The sequence below is a fragment of the Streptomyces sp. NPDC048288 genome, assembly GCF_043201555.1.
Classification (GTDB): Bacteria; Actinomycetota; Actinomycetes; order Streptomycetales; family Streptomycetaceae; genus Streptomyces.
Window position 1 is genome coordinate 49360 of sequence record NZ_JBICZD010000016.1, and the last position, 16628, is coordinate 65987.

A 16628-nucleotide genomic window follows, 5' to 3' on the forward strand; every position below is an offset into this window, starting at 1 on the left:
CTGACCTGCGGCGGAGGACATAGCTGCTTGAGGGTCGAGCAAGATCATTACGCCCCTATTACGTAGGCAGCCTGTCGGGCGCTGGGTCCGGCCCGTATGGTCGAGACATGATCTCGGGCAGCAGCGGGGGACCTGACGGCGGCGGCACGGAGTTCACGGCGGAGGGCCTGGAGCCCGTAGTCCAAGAGGCCTGCGCGACGGCCGGACTCGACTCCCGCGGCGCCGAGCTGCTGCGCCTCGGTTCGAATGCGGTCTACCGCCTCGCCTCGTTACCCGTCATAGTCCGCATCGCGCGTGATCCATCGGTCCGGGCGGAGATGGAGCGGGCTGTGGGCGTGGCCCGGTGGCTGGAGACACAGGACTTCCCGGCCATGCGCGTGCCGGCCTCGACAGCCCAGCCACTTGTCATCGCCGGCCGAGTGGTCACCTTCTGGGAGAGCGTCCAGGAGCGCGAGGAGTACGCGACGGTCGCCGAACTGGCCGACCTGCTCCGCCGTCTGCACTGGTTCGAAGAACCCGAATCCCTCGGTCTGCCGTACTTCGATCCGCTGGCCAAGGTGGCGGCGTCCCTCGAAGGGCTGGCCGGTATCTCGGATGAGGACCGGACGTTCCTCGATGAGCGAGCGGCCAGACTCGCCAAGGAGTACGACCGGCTGGACTTCGTTCTCCCCTTCGGCATGATCCACGGCGACGCCAGCATCGGGAACATCCTTCGGCATCGGGACGGGCACGCGGTGCTCATCGACCTGGACGGCTTCGCCCTCGCGCCGCGTGAGTGGGATCTGATCCAGACAGCGATGTTCTACGACCGGTACGGCTGGCACACCAAGGCGGAGTACGCGGACTTCGTGCACCGGTACGGCTTCGACCTGATGAACTGGCCCGGGTATGAGACGCTCGCTGACCTGCGCGAACTGATGATGGTCGCCTGGCTCGGGCACCAGGTCACGACCAGCGACTCGGCCTCGGCGGAATTCGCTCGTCGGGTACGGTCCCTTCGGACCGGGGAGGGGCGAGACGAATGGGGCCCGTTCTGAGCACCTGCTGAGTAGGCCTCTCAGACACCGACATGATCACCCGAGGCGATCCACAACCGGTGCTCTCTGGCCTGGTCGGTGAAGATCTGCACGTCCGCGCTCTCGCCAACCTGCGCGAGGTTCTGCCGAAACTCGGCAAGGTAGCTGATGCAGCGGGCCGACTTGAGCTGCTCCCCCAGGTCCAGCGCATCGAGGGCCACACGGCAGGCTTCTTCTACGTCGCCGGCACGTAGGTGGGCATCGGCCAGAACCATCGTCGCGAAGAAGTCGCTCCGCACATGGATGCCACTCATGGCGTTTTCGGCGTGAGCGACGGCCTGCCGGGCGCTGTTGACGTCTCGGAAGCAGTGAGCGGCCTCGGCCGCAAGCTCAGCCTCGTCGAAGTAGCTGATCCACTCGGGCTCGTCGTCGCTGTTCTTGCTCTCCAGGGACTTCGTGGCCGCGCTCAATGCGGCTTCACATGCCCGTACATCGCCGGTCCGAGCAAGCGCGCGGGCCTCCATCACGTGGAACTGGGCGCGCAGTGTCGGTGTGGCTACCGGGGAGATCCCCATGAGAGCCGCGCGGGCGAGTGTGGCGGCCTGGGTGTAGCGACCGAGGAACGTCGCCTGGTGGCTCATCGCCGACAAGATGCTTCCGGCGAGCCGGCGATCATTGGCGTCCTGGGCCAACCGGAGAGCTTGAAGGAAATATCTCTGTGCCAAGCCGTGCCGGCAGGCATCGTAGGACATCCAACCGGCCAGGAGCGTTGCCTCCGCGACGGTCGAGAACAGGGTCCGTCCGACCTGCTCGGTGTATTGGCCGCGCAGCAGGGGCGTCACTTCGGTACTGAGGTACTGGATGGCCGCGTGCCGGGCGTGATCGCCACCGAATCGGTCGTCCAACTGAGCGAACATGTCGGCGGTGGTCTTGATGGCGGCGACGTCTCCGAGACCGACGTGCATCCCGTCCCGACGCTGCCGGGGAACGGCGGGCTCGGGCGCGACCAACCACCGGAGCGAGGCTTCGTTCCACGCCGGCTCGGACGGTTCAGCCTGTAGCAGGGGCTCGTACCGGTTGAGATCGGCGCGCCACAGTTGACCGACGGCTTCGATGGCGCCTTCGGGGCTTCCCGGATAGCTGGCGTCCAAGAGGCCCGTGTCCCGCTCGCCTTCGTGGTTCAGCCCCAGCTCGACGGCGCTGACGTCGTACGCCTCGCACAGCAGTGGACCGTAGAAGGCGTCCGGCACGCTGTGCCCGTTCTCCCAGCTGGCAATACGACGCTTCACGCTCGCGTCCGACGGGAGCTGATGGCCACGGCGCACCGCAGCCTGACGCAACTCGCGTACCAACCGCGGCTGACTCCAGCCTCGGGCTACGCGAGCTTGCCGTAAGTGAACGCTGGTCGACTCCAGCGAAGACGTGACCATTCCTTCCCCACGTGTGAACGGGCGCGACTTCCGGGGCGCACGGTTCTCTGACCTTACGACCGAATGTACGCGCTGTTCATCGCCGCGCGCTGCAAGTAACCGTAGGCCGTTGATTGACGACGGGGGATGACACGTCCACGCTTGCCGCGTCATCCCCCGTCACCTCTCGTCATCTGCCCTGGCCCGGACCCTGCCCCCGACTCTGGACACAAGGCGGCGTCGCAGCCGCAACCGTCTCCGGTTCTGACCGAGGTGAGATGACGTGCAGAGGATGACGAGGAGGGGCATCGAATGGCTCTCCGCTGCCGCTGACGATCCGGCGCGCTGCCGGGCTACCTGGGCGGACGATCCTCGGGCGCCGTACATGCTCCCGGCCGGCCGCTACTTCGACATGGTGACGGTCGAGCAGCGAGTCGGCATCGAGACGTTCGATCAACTGCTGAGGCGCGGACTGCCTTTCGGCCCAACGGTGCTCGACCACAAGAGCCGGCGCGTGGGCTTCTTCCTGGGCTCGAAGAGTCGGGAGGACTTCGCTCACTACCTCGGACGTGAAGAGGGCACCCCGCCTCCGTACCGCTACCTGAGCAATGGGTCGGTGGTGGTCGTCCCTGGCCCCATGCCGATGCCCGGCGACCGTTACGAGTGGCTCCGCGCCCCGGTCCGGCGCCCAATGGCCAACCCGCTCAGGCCGGTCGCCTTGGCCACGATGCTCGTAGCCTCCGCCGAGTTGCTCGCCCGCGTGGACCGGTATGGCGAGCGCTACCCGTCTGCGGCTGCACTGGCTCTGACTCCCATCGAGGGGAGCGCGGCAGATGCCGGATGACGCCACGGACCGGCAAGACGCTGCCACCTGGTCCCCCTTGGAGAGCGACGGCTGGTATGCCGCCCGCAATGCCACGACCGCCCTACGGGACGCCTTGATCCGTGCAGGGATGGAGAGGGACTTCCCCTACCTGCGTGCCGACTTGAACGCCTTCGGGCACGGCCTGGTCGAACTCGGCCAGGTGTCGCCGGCCACCGCGGAGCGACTGGCCGAGCTGCTGCGGCTGGCGCTGACCACGGGCGTACGGGGTGAGAAGAGCGGCGGCGGAACCGCCGAACATCGCGCAGGAGAGGACTGAGCCATGACCGACCGACGGGGAGTCGTCGCCAAGCGCGCCGAGAACCTGATGCCCGGAGTTCCGTACGTCCGTGGTTGGGTTCAGGCTCGACGCAGCGCAGGAGCCTTGGCCGCACAGCTGACAGCCCTGGGCCTGGAGTCAGACTTCCCCGGCCTCGCGGCTGACGTGAATGTCTCCGGCGACGGCCTGGTACGCCTTGGGACCATCCGGCCGGAGGCGGCCGCGATGCTGGCCGAACTGATCGTCTCGGGCCTCGTGGCAGAGACGGGGAAGAGTCCCGACGTATTGCCGACGGCGACGCGCACGATCCGTCGGAGTTCGTCAGCAGCCTGACCGTATCGACCGGCGAGACTCCGGTTGGCCGCAGTGCTGGCAGGCTCCTGCGACCGGCCGGGCTGGCCCCGCACATCGCCATCTCTCCCGGCGGCCGATGTGCGGGGCCTTCTGCTGCCTGTCGACCCTTTGTCTGTCGTCTGCCGCTCGGCCGGGACCGGCGCCCCAGCGCCGCAGCCCGGACGAAGCGGCAGACCAGCATGTTCGCTGGTTGGGCAGCAAGGGGTGTACTTGTCCTCACAAGGGGACATCAGCTTGGGAAGCTGCGGGCATTTGGCACGGGCCCGGGTGCTGACCTGCACGAACAGGCCGGATGGAACCCGGTCGGCCTCGGCGGCACTCCCCGTGATTCCCCGCTGTTCCCCGCTCGATCTGGTGCGGATGTGGTGCGGTCACGGGTGCGAGCTGGGCGTCGGGCCGCCGTTGGGAAGCGTGAGGGGGTCCTGGGACGGCCCGGCCGGGCAGGGGGCTGGGGCAGCCCTGTTGTCAGTGCGTGCGGTTATGTTGCGTGAGCCGGGACGGGCATCGCTCTGGGAGGGGCTGTGGGAGCCAAGACGGGACTGCTGGTGTACGCCGACGGCGACATACCGGGGCTGCTTCGACGAGTGGGGCCGGCGGACCGTGACCGGACGGCCGCCATGATGCGGCGCCTGTATCCCGAGTGCGGGATCGAGGAGTGCGAAGGCTCGACTCTCTGGGACGGCGCGTACCCCCTGAAGGGAACGGCGTACGCCGCCAGCTGGCCTGGCGTGGAGGTCATCGGTGACCAGAGGGTGACGATCGACCTCCCCTCCCAGCTCCCTGAGCACCTGGTGACGGCAAGCGCCGGCCGACGACTCGTCCTGCACGCCATGCACAGCGTCATCGACTGGCTTGCGTTCGCCGTGTGGGAGGACGGGCACCTGGTCCGCTCGCTGAGCCTGTCCCCGGACAGCGGCGTCGTCGAGAACATCGGCGAACCGCTCCCCTTCGAACTGCCCTACTGGGCCGGAACCCGTCCGGCCGGCATCGTGCCCTGGCCTGACGAAGACGCAAAGCCGTACCCCCTGCCTTTTCACCCCTTGGAGCTGGGCGAGGACGCGTTGCGTGCCCTCTGCGGCTTCATCCTGGAGGGACGTCCCGAGCCCGATGACGTGGACGCAGACACCATCGAGCTGCACGGATTCCGTACGCGGGACCCCCACGGGCCCGATCCCGCAGAGCAGGAAGCGGAGTTGGGTAGAGCCGTGGAAGCCATGGCCCCGGCGCGCGCCTTCGCTGACGGCCGCGAGATTCCTGTTTCGGGTTATGAGCGCGGTGGCTCCTCGGAAGACGAGGACGAGGACCCCGACGAGGCCGCAGTCTGAGCGAAGGTCACACCGGCTAGCCCTAGTGGCTTCGGCGGGCGTGGTGGAGTCGGTGCTTACCGACGTCCGTCAGCACCGTTCGCGGTGCCCAAACCGCTACCCAGCGGCTCGTTAACGGGTAAACTGCATATCTTGCTATGGCGCACTGCATCAGGCTCGACCTGGAGACACGTATGACGCCCACCGCTTCTAGATCTCGGGTTCTCATCTCATATTCGCATGATAGCGAAGCGCACCGAGATGCCATTCGGCTTTTCGCCGATCGTCTCCGACAGGCCGGAGTTGACGCATGGATCGATCAATTTGACGAACATGATCCACCCGAATCGTGGCCAGATTGGATGCGACGCGAAGTCGAGAATTCCGATTTTGTCATCGTGGTCGTCACTAAAAATTACGTTGAGCGCTTCAATCGAGAGACTGGGCCAGGCATTGGCTCTGGTGTCCGCTGGGAGGGCGCCCTCATCACAGCGGACCTTTATCACAGCAGAAGGGAACGGGCTAAATTTATTCCGGTTGTCCTTCGGGCAGAGGATGCAAGTCTCATCCCGCCTCCCCTGAACCTCACCAGTTGGTTTGTAATTGGAGAGTCTGCCGACGCCGACCTTGGACGTTTGGCCAGCGTGCTCCTTCGCGACCCGGGGGACCTTCCTGCCCCACTTGGAATACCAAATTCCACGCCTGGCACTTCATTCCACTTCGACGGAATTCAGTCATCCCCTGACATTGATAAGGCTTTCGGTGCTGCCGCGCAAGGTGACACCCGGGATGCGATTCGGCAACTTGACGCATTGCTCTCAGTTCGGCACGGCGACGAGAGGGCATACGTTCTGTTCCTCGAAGGAGTCTTGCATCACAAAATCGGCGAAATGGGCCAGGCTATGGCATGCTTCGAGCGCGTCATAGAGACCACTGGGCATCCTCAACTGCAGAACTCATCCCGCCAACGGCTGGCAGTCCTACTCGCTGAGTTCGACTCCCATTATGGAGAAAATGGCCCTGTCGTCGCCGCCACTAATTGGCTGGAAAACCTTCAGCGCGGAAAGAAGCGCACAGTCTGGGCTGCGCTAACGCGTGAACTGCGACTGGCTTTGACTCAGGACTGGATTATCGCGAATGAGGGGCATCCTGGCCTGGCTCGCTATGATCGAGAAGAGCTGGCCGCAGAGCTGGCCGTCAAGAGCCCCAATCATCCCCTCGCCAAACATCTCCTAAAGAGCAAGCTTGAAGTCTTGCAAGATCATTATAGGAAATGGGATATTGATGGTTGGGGAGCGGCTAGCAATCCTCGCAGGATCGGTCTAGACTACGAACTGATCGTGATGTCACCAGCCGACGAAGGCGTATTGATCGTGAACGATGGGGAACTGCGCCCCGTGTATCCGATCCTTATGCGGAAGGTTGGGTTCGACTGGATGATTGCGAACTTTACATCCGCATATCCTATCCCGGGCTGGCCTCCACAGACGGAGGAAATCCCCGCATCCTCATTGGGATTCGAGAGGCTCGCCACCGACGCGGAAATCCACACGCCGCCGCACGCAGGGGAGTAGTCGCCCATGGAACCGCAGGCGACTTCGGAAAGCGAAAGGATTAAGCATCTTGAGTTCATCCAGGCAACCATTTCCCGACTCGGAAACAACTGCTTCGTAATACGCGGTTGGGCAGTCACCGCGACTGGGGTCCTTTTGGCCGTGGCGATCCAGGGCAAAGAATGGCGTGTGGCTGCCATGGTGCTGTTAATTGGACTTGGATTCTTGATCCTGGACAGCTCATACTTGCGCCGTGAACGAATGTACAGGCAACTCTATAACGACGCCATTCAGCGTGACGTGCAAATCGTTCCAATTTTCAGCATGGACACTCAGCGGTACGCCTTGAGGGTTAAATGGAAAGACTCTTTCCTCTCTGGCACTATTCTGATGATTCATCTTCCCCTTATTTCTACAGATATCGCCACGGCGATTCTGCTTTCTCGTTAGAGTCTGCGGAGTGGATGCGGCCACGGGCACACGTCTCTGGACGTTGTTCCTGCGCGGTGGAGTTGCAGGACTGACTACCTGCGACTCGGTAGTATGAGTGTGGGCCCCGGAAGCGCGGGAGCGTCTTCAGGTATGAGCCGGTCGAGCTGTGCTGACCGTTAGCGAAGCCCTATTTCTATGCCTTACCGAGACTCTAAGAAAGATGTCGAAAGCGTCGTGCACGTCCGCCAACAGATGCAGCGCCGTCGGGGCACGCTGTGCGACGAGGATCCCAAGAGGCGCAGCATCCGCGTGGTGCCGATGCCCGCTCTCTGTATCGCATCGCTGAGTTGGTATCGGCTCCGACAACGGGAGAAATTCGCGCGCACGGGCGTCGCCTGGTCGGAGGCCGGCTACGTCTTCGCCAACGCGCAACGGTCGGCCGGTGGAGCTGCGCAACCTCTACCGCTCGTTCACACGAGTCGCTGAGTCCGCCGGCCTCCGCGTCATCCGCCTGCACGACGCTCGCCACGGCACGGCCACGCTCCTCACGGCGGCCGGAGTCGCGCCCCGCGTCGTGATGGAGATCCTCGGACACTCCCAGATCAGCATCACCATGGACGTCTACACCCACGTCGTCCAGGACACCCAGCGCGAAGCCATGAGCCACATGGACCGCCTGCTCAGGAGGCGGCCCGGTCGTCAGTGACCGCGCTCGTTGATGTCAGCTGTAGATGTCAGAGGGGCCCCCGGCAGGATTCGAACCTGCGACACCCGCTTTAGGAGAGAGGGTGGGGCGTAGGGCAGGTGACCTGAGGCTTCGACGACTGGTGAGACACCCAACAACTCAACCCTAGGCACCTCGTTGACCGCGGCTGACCCCTGCATCTGGCACGGCAGTGGCACGAACCTCAGCCGACGACAGCCAGCCACGACGGCGGGTGCGTCGGCCGATCAGGTGCGCGTATGCCTCGCTGCACCCCCACCGGCCTAGGCCATGTTGCCCCTGCCGTCGACCAGAGCAAGTCGCGACGGCGGTCGCGTAACTAACGGTGCCTGAGCCCCCAGCGGCAGACGGCAGGCGTCAGTTTGCTCGGTGTCCGTGCAAGATCAACGGCCTGCTGGCACCTCTCTCACGAAAGTCGTGGATAAACTATCTGATGCAGAGGGTCGGTGTGATCAACGGACTCCGAGCCTCACTAATGAGGAATCGACAGGAGGGGCAATGGTACGGTGTAAAAATGCGGCAAGGGCAATTGGTAATAATGAAATAAGGAACCTGTATGCAGACGCGGCGGGACGTTGTCAGAATCCACGCTGCCTAGAGCCTGTCCTCGTTAGGGCGGCGAATGGAATGCGGGTTAACGCTGGGGAGGTGGCTCACATCATCGCCGCATCCCCCAAGGGACCCAGAGCTAATTCCGCCCTCGACCCTAGAGTGTTGGCGCTCGAAGAAAACCTGATACTCCTTTGTTTGATTTGCCATAAGATTGTAGACTCGCAAGAAGTGCAATATCCTGTCGAATTGCTCCAGGATTGGAAAAGTTCGCATGAGGCCCGGATTTCGAGTGCCTTCGGTGCGCGCTCATTTGACCGGCGGGAGGAGGCCCGGTCTGTGCTCGAACCCATCCTTCATCAAAATCGAGCGACCTTCGACGCGTTCGGGCCTTATGCGGAATCTTCATGGAACCCTCTGTCCGATGCTGTCGAGATATGGACGACGCGAGTGCGCGAGGTGATCATTCCCAACAATCGAATGATTCTCAGGGTTCTAGACTTCAATGCGCATCTATTGTCCTCCGCCGAGATAATGTTGTTGGAGCGCTTCCGGATTCATGTAGATGAGTTTGAGCGCAAGCATGTGTTCGGTGCTATCTCGTCCTCGGTCCCCCAGTTTCCGGAAGAAATGAACCAGCTGCTTAGCTAAGAAGGGGTGCAACATGACACAAGGCGATTACTATGCGAAGGTTCCCCGGCCCGAGTCGCTTGAGGTGGTAAGGAGATCCCTGTCTCGGCACAATGCTGTCTGCGATTACAAGGAAGTCAGTAAGCAGCTTTACGAAATCGCCCGAACCGGTAAATCCTCCGTGACGCTGTACGTCACCAACGTTTACACGGTGGGCATGGCAGACGTTCAAGAAATTATCGAAGAGCACCCTTCCGTGACGTGCATCGTCACCGTCAGTGCCTGGAATGGGTACACTGGGCAAGCCAAGGAATACGCAAAGTCAATCGGTGTGGGTCTATTCAAATATAAAGAGTGGATGGGTGCATTGAATTATGACGGAGATAAATTCCTTGACTACATTGCTCCATCGGATCGCTAAAAGCGAGAACCTGAATCCGCCTTGGGGCCTTTTTTTGTTCGGGTCCTCGCGCGATAAGTTTCGTGCTGAATCTGATGTTGACCTACTCCTCGTCTACCGATGTGGCGATGAAGGGAAGGCTCGTAGGTTTCGCGTAGAAGCCTGCAGGCGGGCTTGGTCCCTCCTCGAGCTGCAGCTTGATATTACCCTCCTTAGCGGAGAGGAAGAGGAGGCTGTGCATTTCATTTCAATGGAACGGGCGACGCGAATTCTCTCGAGTAGCTCGGCGCGGTAGAGATAAGGCAATGAGGGGGAACGAGCCGGCGGAGCGGATTTGTCCAGTGGCCTACTGGGTGTGAGGTTAGGAGTGGTCAGGGTCACAGATAGGCTGAGGATTGGTGCGGGCTCTAGGGCAGTGGCTCGTCTGTCTCAGTCGCGACATTCTATTTCCCTGGTGTCAGGCGGCTTATTTCCTAGCGCGGCGTCGGCCCCCGGCCGGGCTGGAGCGGGGCGGAGACAGGAGCGCAGGCCCGGCCGGGGGCCGACGCCGCGCGCGGTGAGCGGAGCGAGCCGCCTTGATCACGTGAAGAAAGTCTGAGCCGCCAGAGCCCTGACTACAGCTTGAACGACAGCTCCAACTCGTCACCCGGTAGGTGGAATTCCTCCAGAGCCAAGGGCTTGTCCCGTTCTTCGAGCGTCACGCGGAGGACGTGCAGGAGCGGCACCCCGTCCGTCAGCCGCAGTGCCTGGGCCTGATCCGGTAGTGGCATGCGAGTGCGGATGTACTCCGTGAAGTGGAGTTCGTGGCCCAGGTCGGCGAGCGCCGAGTAGAGCTCCGGTGCCGGCGGCGGTGCCTCTTCCTCGTACTTGGTGTCGACCAGCACCGAGAACGGCACGTATGTCCGGTGGAGTTGGCGGAGCTGGCCGTTGTCTGCCGTCTGAAGGGCGTCGTATGTGAACATCGGCTCGCCCGGCGGGATGCGGAGTAGGTCCGCTAGGGCCAACGGGGCGTCCGTACGAGTCGCAACCGGCGGTTCAGCGTCCGTCCAGCGGATGCCGTCGGCCTCGATGTAGCGGCCGTCTGAGGCTCGGCGTACGCCGCGCGGGCGCGTGAGGCCGGGGCGGCTGTGCGGGGAGCGGGCGAAGGTGCCGCGGCCCATGATGGCCTCGACGAGACCGGATGCCCTTAGCTCGGCCAGGCCCTGACGGACTGTGGGGCGCGTGACGCCGAACTGCTTCGCCAACGCCTCCTCCGACGGAAGCGGCTGGCCGGCCGGGAAGGTGCCGTCCAAGATGCCATCGCGCAGGTAGTCGGCGATCTGCCGATACTTCGGCTGCGTGTCCTTCGGCGGCATGCGGGCCCTCCGTGGCCGTGGTCGCTGCTTCTTCCATCCGTGGTTGGTACGTGCCGCCCATGGATGGTCATAGCTTCTCCCACGCGAAGGCTGTTGACAACCCGTACTACGGGTCGGCACTCTGGTTGGCGCCACCCGTACTACGGGTGGTCTATCAACCCGAAGGGTCGGCCTTCGGGTGCCTGAGATGAGGAGAGACGAACAGTGGCAAGCCTTCCGATCGACACCGCGAAGTACACGGGGATCATCTGCGCCGTACCCCCGGCTCCGCGGGTTGCCAACCGAGAGACCGGTCAGCTGCGGGTCGACCGCGAGACCGGTAAGACCATGTACCAAGTCGGCCTCTGCCTGATGGCCGGAACGTCGGCGGACGTCGTGAACGTGAGCGTGGCCGGTGAGCCGGCCGGTGTGCAGCTGGGCATGCCGGTCGCCGTGCGCGACCTGGTCGCGACGCCCTGGGAGAACGAGGGGCGGCACGGCATCGCGTTCCGCGCGGCGGAGATTCGGCCCCTGAGTGCGCCCCCGTCGGCGGGTAAGGGGGCCGGGCAGTGATGGATTTCGCCGCCGCCACTTCGGCCGGTTCCACCGGGCCGAGTTGGGTTCTGATGGTGGCCGCAACGCTGGGGGTGGGACTGCTTCTGGCGGGCCCGGCCCTGCGCCGCCGCTACCCCGTCGCCTGGTGGCTGTTACTCGGCTTCCCGGCCGTCGCCTTGCGGGTCATGCGAACCTGGCGGCTTCTGATGGCCGGGTGCGGTCTCGCCGTGAGTCGGCGGCCGGCGTTGACCGTCGTGTCAGGGCTCGTCGGCAACGGGGCGCCTCCGCCGCAGCCCCGAGTGCCCCGGCGTGGACTCATACGACCGACCTCCGGCGGCTTCGTCGTGCTGGTGCGGCTGCTGCCGGGCCAGGTGCCGGAGGACTTCGTCAAGGCTGCGCCTGCCATGGCGGAGGACTGGCAGGTTCACGCGGTTCGGGTGACCTCCTGGAAGCCGGGGGTCGTACGGATCGTCGCGTCGGCGGCCGATCCGTTGGCCGATCCTCGGGTTCCGAAGCAGCAGGGGCCCGGTCATCTGCTTCGGGTGGCCGTGGGCGTGCTGGAGACCGGGGTCGCGTGGGTGGTCGACCTGCGGCGCGTGCCTCACTGGCTGATCGTGGGGGCCACCCGCTCCGGCAAGTCCACCCTGATCAACGCCCTCGTAGCCGGTCTGGCTCCGCAACACGTCGCTCTCGTCGGGATCGACTGCAAGGGCGGCATGGAACTGTCCCTCTACGAGCCGCGTTTGTCGGCCCTCGCCACCAACCGCGAACAGGCGGTCCGGCTGCTGACCGCACTCGTGGATATGACCCTCGACCGGATGACCGTCTGCCGGGCGGCTCGCGTCCGCAACATCTGGGGGTTGCCCGACAAGGAACGCCCTGTCCCCGTCGTCGTGATCGTCGATGAGCTCGCGGAACTGTTCCTCGTCGCGAACCGGAACGAGAAGGACGAAGCACAGGCGGCCGGAACCGCGCTCATCCGGCTGGCCCAACTCGGTGCGGCACTCGGGGTGTTCCTGGTCGTCGCCGGCCAGCGTGTCGGTTCCGACCTGGGGCCCGGCGTCACCGCCCTGCGGGCACAACTCAGCGGCCGGGTCTGCCATCGCGTCGCCGACCCCGGTACGGCCGAAATGGCGCTCGGCGACCTCAACCCGGACGCGCTCAAGGCGGCGCAAGCCATCACCCCGGAACAGGCCGGTACCGCCGTCCTCGCCTCCGGCGACGGCTGGGAACGAGCCCGGTCACACCTGATCACGGAAGCGGAGGCCGAAGCCGTCGCTGCCGAGTACGCGCACCTGACTCCCGTCCTGTCCGAGCTGCACGTCGAAGCGCTGTGAAAGGGGCCTGTCGTGCTGGTGTCCATGTCCGCCGCTCTGCTGCTCGGCCTGCTGATCTGGTTCCTCCTGCGCATCCGGTACCTGAGGTGGGCCGACACGCTGCTCTGCGGAGCCTTCGGCTTCCTGCTGGCCAAGACCGTGGCCGCGCCGTTCGTTCAGACGGTCCTCGACGGGGTGAACGGCTTCCTCGGCCAACTCCGCTTCTGAAACGACCCGTTGACCCGAGAGGGGGACACCACGTGTCCGCGTACGCCATCCGCTCCGGTGACCGCGCCGAGTTCCTGGCCGGTCTGCGGGAGCTGATCGACTTCCTGACAGCCAACCCTGCCGTCGTCGTGCCGCGCCGTGCCTCTGTCGCCGTCCTGGTGGACGCGTCCGACTCCGCCGGTCGGCGAGAAGGAGTGGCTTCCGTTGCTGCTCCGCTCGGCGTGCCGGCGGAGGACCTCGGCCAGGGGTACTTCGACGCACGCCGTGAATTCGGACCGATCGCGTACGTCGTAGTCGCGATCCCGCCCGAGGAACGGCAGTGATCGCCCGTACGAAGGGCTCCCGACGGGGCGCGAAGTCGCCAAACCCGACCCCGTCAGGAACCCACTCCATCCGCCACATGAGCAGTGAAAGGAGCACTCACACTTTGACCAGCGCGCATCATTCGCGCAAATCCCCGCTGCCGGACTGCGAACTCAGGCAGCGAGACTCGGAGGTCTCGACCTGCGCCGGGCTGGAACAGGTCGTCCTCGTCGAACTCGACGGCACGGAGCGCCGTCTGTGCCCCGCCCACGCTGCGGCGCTCTGGCTCACGGATCCGACGCTGCGCTTCAGCGCCAAGACTCGGCCGGAGGGGATCTCGGCCGTGATGGGCCATGCGTTCGGTGGCGGCGGGGGTGGTCGACGATGACCACCACCCTCGTGCCAGGGAGCGCTGTGTCCCTGGTCGCCAGGGCTGCGGAACCGGAGTTCGCCGCTTGGCGCCGGAACATCGTCCGTCTCTGCGGCTGCACCAATCCGATTCACCTGGTCGGTGCAGCGACTGTCTTCGACACGACAACGGGGGCGGCTCTGCTCTCGTACGGGTCGGACGTCTACGGCGGTCGAATGCTCATCGCGTGCGGCAACCGGCGAGCGACGGTCTGCCCGGCCTGCTCGGCGCTGTACCGGGCGGACACGTACCAACTCATCCGGGCCGGACTCGCCGGAGGCAAAAACGTCACGGAGGCGGTGAGCGGGCACCCGCGCGTGTTCGCCACGCTCACCGCTCCAGGCTTCGGGCCGGTCCACACGCGACGGGAACACGGCGGGCTCGTACGGGCCTGTCGTCCACGCCGGCCGGGAGAGCGTTGTACCCACGGGCGGCCGGTCGGATGCCGTACGCGCCACCCGGCCGACGATCCTCGCCTCGGCGAACCGCTCTGCCCGCGCTGCTACGACTACGCGGGCGCCGTCCTCTGGCACGCGCTCGCCGGTCAGCTCTGGCACCGGTTCGGGCTGGAGCTGCGGCGGGAGGTCGCACGGCGGGCCGGGGTGCCGCGTACGGAGTTCGGGAAGGTCGCCCGGCTCTCGTACGCGAAGGTCGCCGAGTACCAACGTCGGGGCCTGGTTCACTTCCATGGCGTGATCCGCCTCGACGGACCGGACGGGCCCGACTCGGCTCCGCCTGGCTGGGCGACCGTGCCGCTCCTGACGGATGCCGTGCGGGCGGTGGCCGGCCGGGTGCGGCTGAGCGCTCCGGGGGCGAGCGTCGTCGGTCAGCGGGAGCTGCGCTTCGGCAAGCAGGTCGACGTACGACCAGTCGCCGCGTACCGACCGGATGCGGCGGAACGGCCTCCCTCCGCGGCGGCCGTGGCGGGCTACATCGCCAAGTACGCCACGAAAGGAGCAGAGTCCACCGGCGCGGTGGACGGTCGGATCCACCACGCGCGGGACATGGTCACGCTGCCCGTGCGGGCACATGTGCTGCGCATGATCGGCACGTGCTGGTGGCTCGGGGGCCTGCCGGAGTTCGAGTCGCTCGGGCTCCGCCGTTGGGCTCACATGCTCGGGTACGGCGGGCACTTCTCTACCAAGTCGCGCAGGTACTCCACCACGCTGACCGCGCTTCGGCAGGCCCGTGCCGACCACCGTGCGGAGGAACAGCGAGCCCTGCTCGGCCTGGCCGACCGCTCAACCATCACGGTCGGTCAGTGGCGCTACGCGGGGCGCGGCTACTCGCCGGAGGCGGCGCTCCTGGCTGCCTCCGTGCGGGAGAGCGGTGGTCGTCATGGCGCGTGAGAACCGAGGTAGGGCGGCTGAGCTGCTCACCGTGCGGCAGGTGCTCGACGAACTGGGCGGCATATCGCGGCGCACCTTCTACCGCTGGCGGGAACTGCGCATCGCCCCGGCCTGCATCCGGCTGCCGAACGGGGAGCTCCGGGTTCGGCGGGACGTGCTCAACGACTGGTTGGAGGACCGGGCGGAAGGGGTTGCGTCGTGAAGTCCTACAAGGTCGTCATCTGGAAGCTGAGCATCAACCGCTCCGCGAAGAAGCCGACGCACCTGGTCCGCTGGTCCGTGGACGGCGAGCCCTTTCACGAGTCGTACAAGACGAAGCCGCTGGCCGACCGCTTCCGCGCGAAACTGCTGCGGGCGGCGGACAAGGGGGAACCCTTCGACACGGTGACCGGCCTGCCCGACTCTCTGCGTGGGGGAAAGGCCGCGCTGTCCTTGTTGGAGCTGGCGCTGAAGTACATCGATGCCCGGTGGCCCGAGGCGTCGGCGAAGCAGCGGGACAGCATGACCGATGCCCTGGCGACAGTCATGCCTGCGCTGGTCAAGTCGGTCCGCGGGCGTCCTGCCTCAGCCGATCTTCGGCGGGCACTGCGCTCGTACGTACTGCCTCCGTCTCGGAGGGAGCGTGAACGGCCGGTGGAAATCGTGGCGGCGGTGAAGTGGATCGAGAAGGCATCGCTGCCGGTGGCCGAACTCCAGGAGATCACCCGCGCCCACGAGCTGATCGACGCGCTCACACGGAAGCTCGACGGCAAGCCCGCGGCGACGCAGACGTACCGCCGGCGGCGTGCGGTGGTCTTCAACGTCCTCGAATACGGGGTGGAGCTGGAGGCGCTGACCTCGAACCCGCTGAGCCGTGTGCGCCGTAAGAGGGGAAAGCGAGCAGTGCAGGAAGTCGACCGTCGGGTGGTGGTCAACCCTCGGCAGGCGCGGGAGCTGCTGGCGGCGGTCACGTACGTCGGCGGCTACGACCGGGCGAGCGGCCGGCGGTTACGGGCGTTCTTCGGTTGCCTGTACTACGCGGCCATGCGCCCCGGCGAAGCACTCGGGCTGCGGCTCTCGGACTGCACGCTCCCGGAGAGGGGCTGGGGTCGGATCGATCTGGCTGAGACCAGGCCCACCGCGGGTAAGGCGTGGACCGACTCCGGTGAGGCACACGATCGGCGCGGCCTGAAGCAGCGGGCAGACGGTGAGGTACGCACCGTGCCAGTACCGCCTCCGCTCGTGCGGATGCTCCAGGACCACATCAAGGAGTTCGGTACGGCGGACGACGGCCGGCTGTTCTCCAGCGAGCGGGGCAACGTGATCGCCGCCTCGTCGTACTCGCGCGCGTGGAAGCAAGCCCGTGCCCTGGCGTTCCCGCCCGAACAGGTTGCCTCAGTCCTGGCGGCTCGCCCGTACGACCTCCGGCACGCAGGTGTCTCCCAGTGGCTCAACTCCGGCGTACCCGCCCCGGAAGTAGCGGCCCGCGCCGGCCACTCGGTCGATGTCCTACTGAAGATCTACGCCAAGTGCATCGACGGCCAGGAGCAAGAGATGAACGACCGGATCCTGAAAGGGCTGGGAGAGGAGGACGACAGCGAAGACTGACTGACACGGCCCACACGCCCTCACGCGAGCCCCG

Annotated in this window: 19 protein-coding genes and 1 pseudogene; 18 read left to right on the top strand and 2 right to left on the bottom strand. The window is 65.5% G+C overall.

Going from position 1 to position 16628, the window contains the following annotated elements; all coding sequences use genetic code 11:
• Positions 1-107 precede the first annotated feature (107 nt).
• Positions 108-1037, top strand: a complete 930-nt coding sequence (locus ACGFZS_RS42055) for a phosphotransferase enzyme family protein (protein WP_393799591.1) — start codon at positions 108-110, stop codon at positions 1035-1037.
• A 20-nt stretch (positions 1038-1057) separates the two neighbouring features.
• Here the strand turns inward: ACGFZS_RS42055 and ACGFZS_RS42060 are convergent, their stop codons facing one another.
• Positions 1058-2305: a hypothetical protein gene (locus tag ACGFZS_RS42060; protein WP_393799592.1), complete on the bottom strand. Its 1248-nt coding sequence runs from the start codon at positions 2303-2305 to the stop codon at positions 1058-1060.
• Positions 2306-2717: 412 nt separating this feature from the next.
• Between ACGFZS_RS42060 and ACGFZS_RS42065 the strand changes: the two genes are divergently transcribed.
• The 9 genes and pseudogenes from ACGFZS_RS42065 to ACGFZS_RS42105 all read left to right on the top strand — a co-directional run bounded on the left by ACGFZS_RS42065 (position 2718) and on the right by ACGFZS_RS42105 (position 9534).
• A complete protein-coding gene (locus ACGFZS_RS42065) occupies positions 2718-3269 on the top strand; it encodes a bifunctional DNA primase/polymerase (protein ID WP_393799710.1) in 552 nt (183 codons plus the stop codon).
• Positions 3259-3567, top strand: coding sequence for a hypothetical protein (locus tag ACGFZS_RS42070; RefSeq protein ID WP_393799593.1), 309 nt, complete (start codon positions 3259-3261; stop codon positions 3565-3567). The genes ACGFZS_RS42065 and ACGFZS_RS42070 overlap by 11 nt, the downstream gene beginning before the upstream one ends.
• Before the next feature lie 3 nt (positions 3568-3570).
• Entirely contained in the window at positions 3571-3900 is a 330-nt protein-coding gene (locus ACGFZS_RS42075; protein ID WP_393799594.1) for a hypothetical protein, read from the top strand.
• 542 nt (positions 3901-4442) lie between these two features.
• Positions 4443-5246 (top strand): DUF6928 family protein, encoded by an 804-nt coding sequence (locus ACGFZS_RS42080; RefSeq protein ID WP_393799595.1) that lies wholly within the window; start codon positions 4443-4445, stop codon positions 5244-5246.
• A 173-nt stretch (positions 5247-5419) separates the two neighbouring features.
• A complete protein-coding gene (locus ACGFZS_RS42085; RefSeq protein ID WP_393799596.1) occupies positions 5420-6799 on the top strand; it encodes a TIR domain-containing protein in 1380 nt (459 codons plus the stop codon).
• Positions 6800-6805: 6 nt separating this feature from the next.
• Positions 6806-7228, top strand: coding sequence for a hypothetical protein (locus tag ACGFZS_RS42090; protein WP_393799597.1), 423 nt, complete (start codon positions 6806-6808; stop codon positions 7226-7228).
• A 213-nt stretch (positions 7229-7441) separates the two neighbouring features.
• Positions 7442-7916 (top strand): annotated as a pseudogene (locus ACGFZS_RS42095) (tyrosine-type recombinase/integrase); the annotation flags it as partial.
• 666 nt (positions 7917-8582) lie between these two features.
• Positions 8583-9134, top strand: coding sequence for a hypothetical protein (locus ACGFZS_RS42100; protein ID WP_393799598.1), 552 nt, complete (start codon positions 8583-8585; stop codon positions 9132-9134).
• Between the two features lie 13 nt (positions 9135-9147).
• Positions 9148-9534 carry a hypothetical protein gene (locus ACGFZS_RS42105; RefSeq protein WP_393799599.1) on the top strand — a complete coding sequence of 129 codons (387 nt, stop codon included), beginning with the start codon at positions 9148-9150 and terminating at the stop codon, positions 9532-9534.
• A gap of 593 nt (positions 9535-10127) precedes the next feature.
• Here ACGFZS_RS42105 and ACGFZS_RS42110 read toward each other — a convergent pair.
• Positions 10128-10868 (bottom strand): GntR family transcriptional regulator, encoded by a 741-nt coding sequence (locus tag ACGFZS_RS42110; RefSeq protein ID WP_393799600.1) that lies wholly within the window; start codon positions 10866-10868, stop codon positions 10128-10130.
• 204 nt (positions 10869-11072) lie between these two features.
• Between ACGFZS_RS42110 and ACGFZS_RS42115 the strand changes: the two genes are divergently transcribed.
• From ACGFZS_RS42115 to ACGFZS_RS42150, 8 genes are all read left to right on the top strand, one after another.
• On the top strand, positions 11073-11420 hold the full coding sequence (locus tag ACGFZS_RS42115) for a hypothetical protein (protein ID WP_393799601.1): 348 nt from the start codon (positions 11073-11075) through the stop codon (positions 11418-11420).
• A 53-nt stretch (positions 11421-11473) separates the two neighbouring features.
• Entirely contained in the window at positions 11474-12739 is a 1266-nt protein-coding gene (locus ACGFZS_RS42120; RefSeq protein ID WP_393799711.1) for an FtsK/SpoIIIE domain-containing protein, read from the top strand.
• 12 nt (positions 12740-12751) lie between these two features.
• On the top strand, positions 12752-12946 hold the full coding sequence (locus ACGFZS_RS42125; RefSeq protein ID WP_393799602.1) for a hypothetical protein: 195 nt from the start codon (positions 12752-12754) through the stop codon (positions 12944-12946).
• A gap of 32 nt (positions 12947-12978) precedes the next feature.
• Positions 12979-13269, top strand: coding sequence for a hypothetical protein (locus tag ACGFZS_RS42130; protein WP_393799603.1), 291 nt, complete (start codon positions 12979-12981; stop codon positions 13267-13269).
• A gap of 104 nt (positions 13270-13373) precedes the next feature.
• Positions 13374-13637: a hypothetical protein gene (locus ACGFZS_RS42135; RefSeq protein WP_355718427.1), complete on the top strand. Its 264-nt coding sequence runs from the start codon at positions 13374-13376 to the stop codon at positions 13635-13637.
• The gene (locus ACGFZS_RS42140; protein WP_393799604.1) at positions 13634-15007 is read left to right on the top strand and encodes a replication initiator; all 1374 of its coding nucleotides are present in this window, start codon (positions 13634-13636) and stop codon (positions 15005-15007) included. Before ACGFZS_RS42135 ends, ACGFZS_RS42140 begins: the two co-directional genes overlap by 4 nt.
• Positions 14997-15209 carry a helix-turn-helix transcriptional regulator gene (locus tag ACGFZS_RS42145; protein ID WP_393799605.1) on the top strand — a complete coding sequence of 71 codons (213 nt, stop codon included), beginning with the start codon at positions 14997-14999 and terminating at the stop codon, positions 15207-15209. Before ACGFZS_RS42140 ends, ACGFZS_RS42145 begins: the two co-directional genes overlap by 11 nt.
• On the top strand, positions 15206-16594 hold the full coding sequence (locus ACGFZS_RS42150) for a tyrosine-type recombinase/integrase (protein WP_393799606.1): 1389 nt from the start codon (positions 15206-15208) through the stop codon (positions 16592-16594). The genes ACGFZS_RS42145 and ACGFZS_RS42150 overlap by 4 nt, the downstream gene beginning before the upstream one ends.
• Positions 16595-16628: the final 34 nt, after the last annotated feature.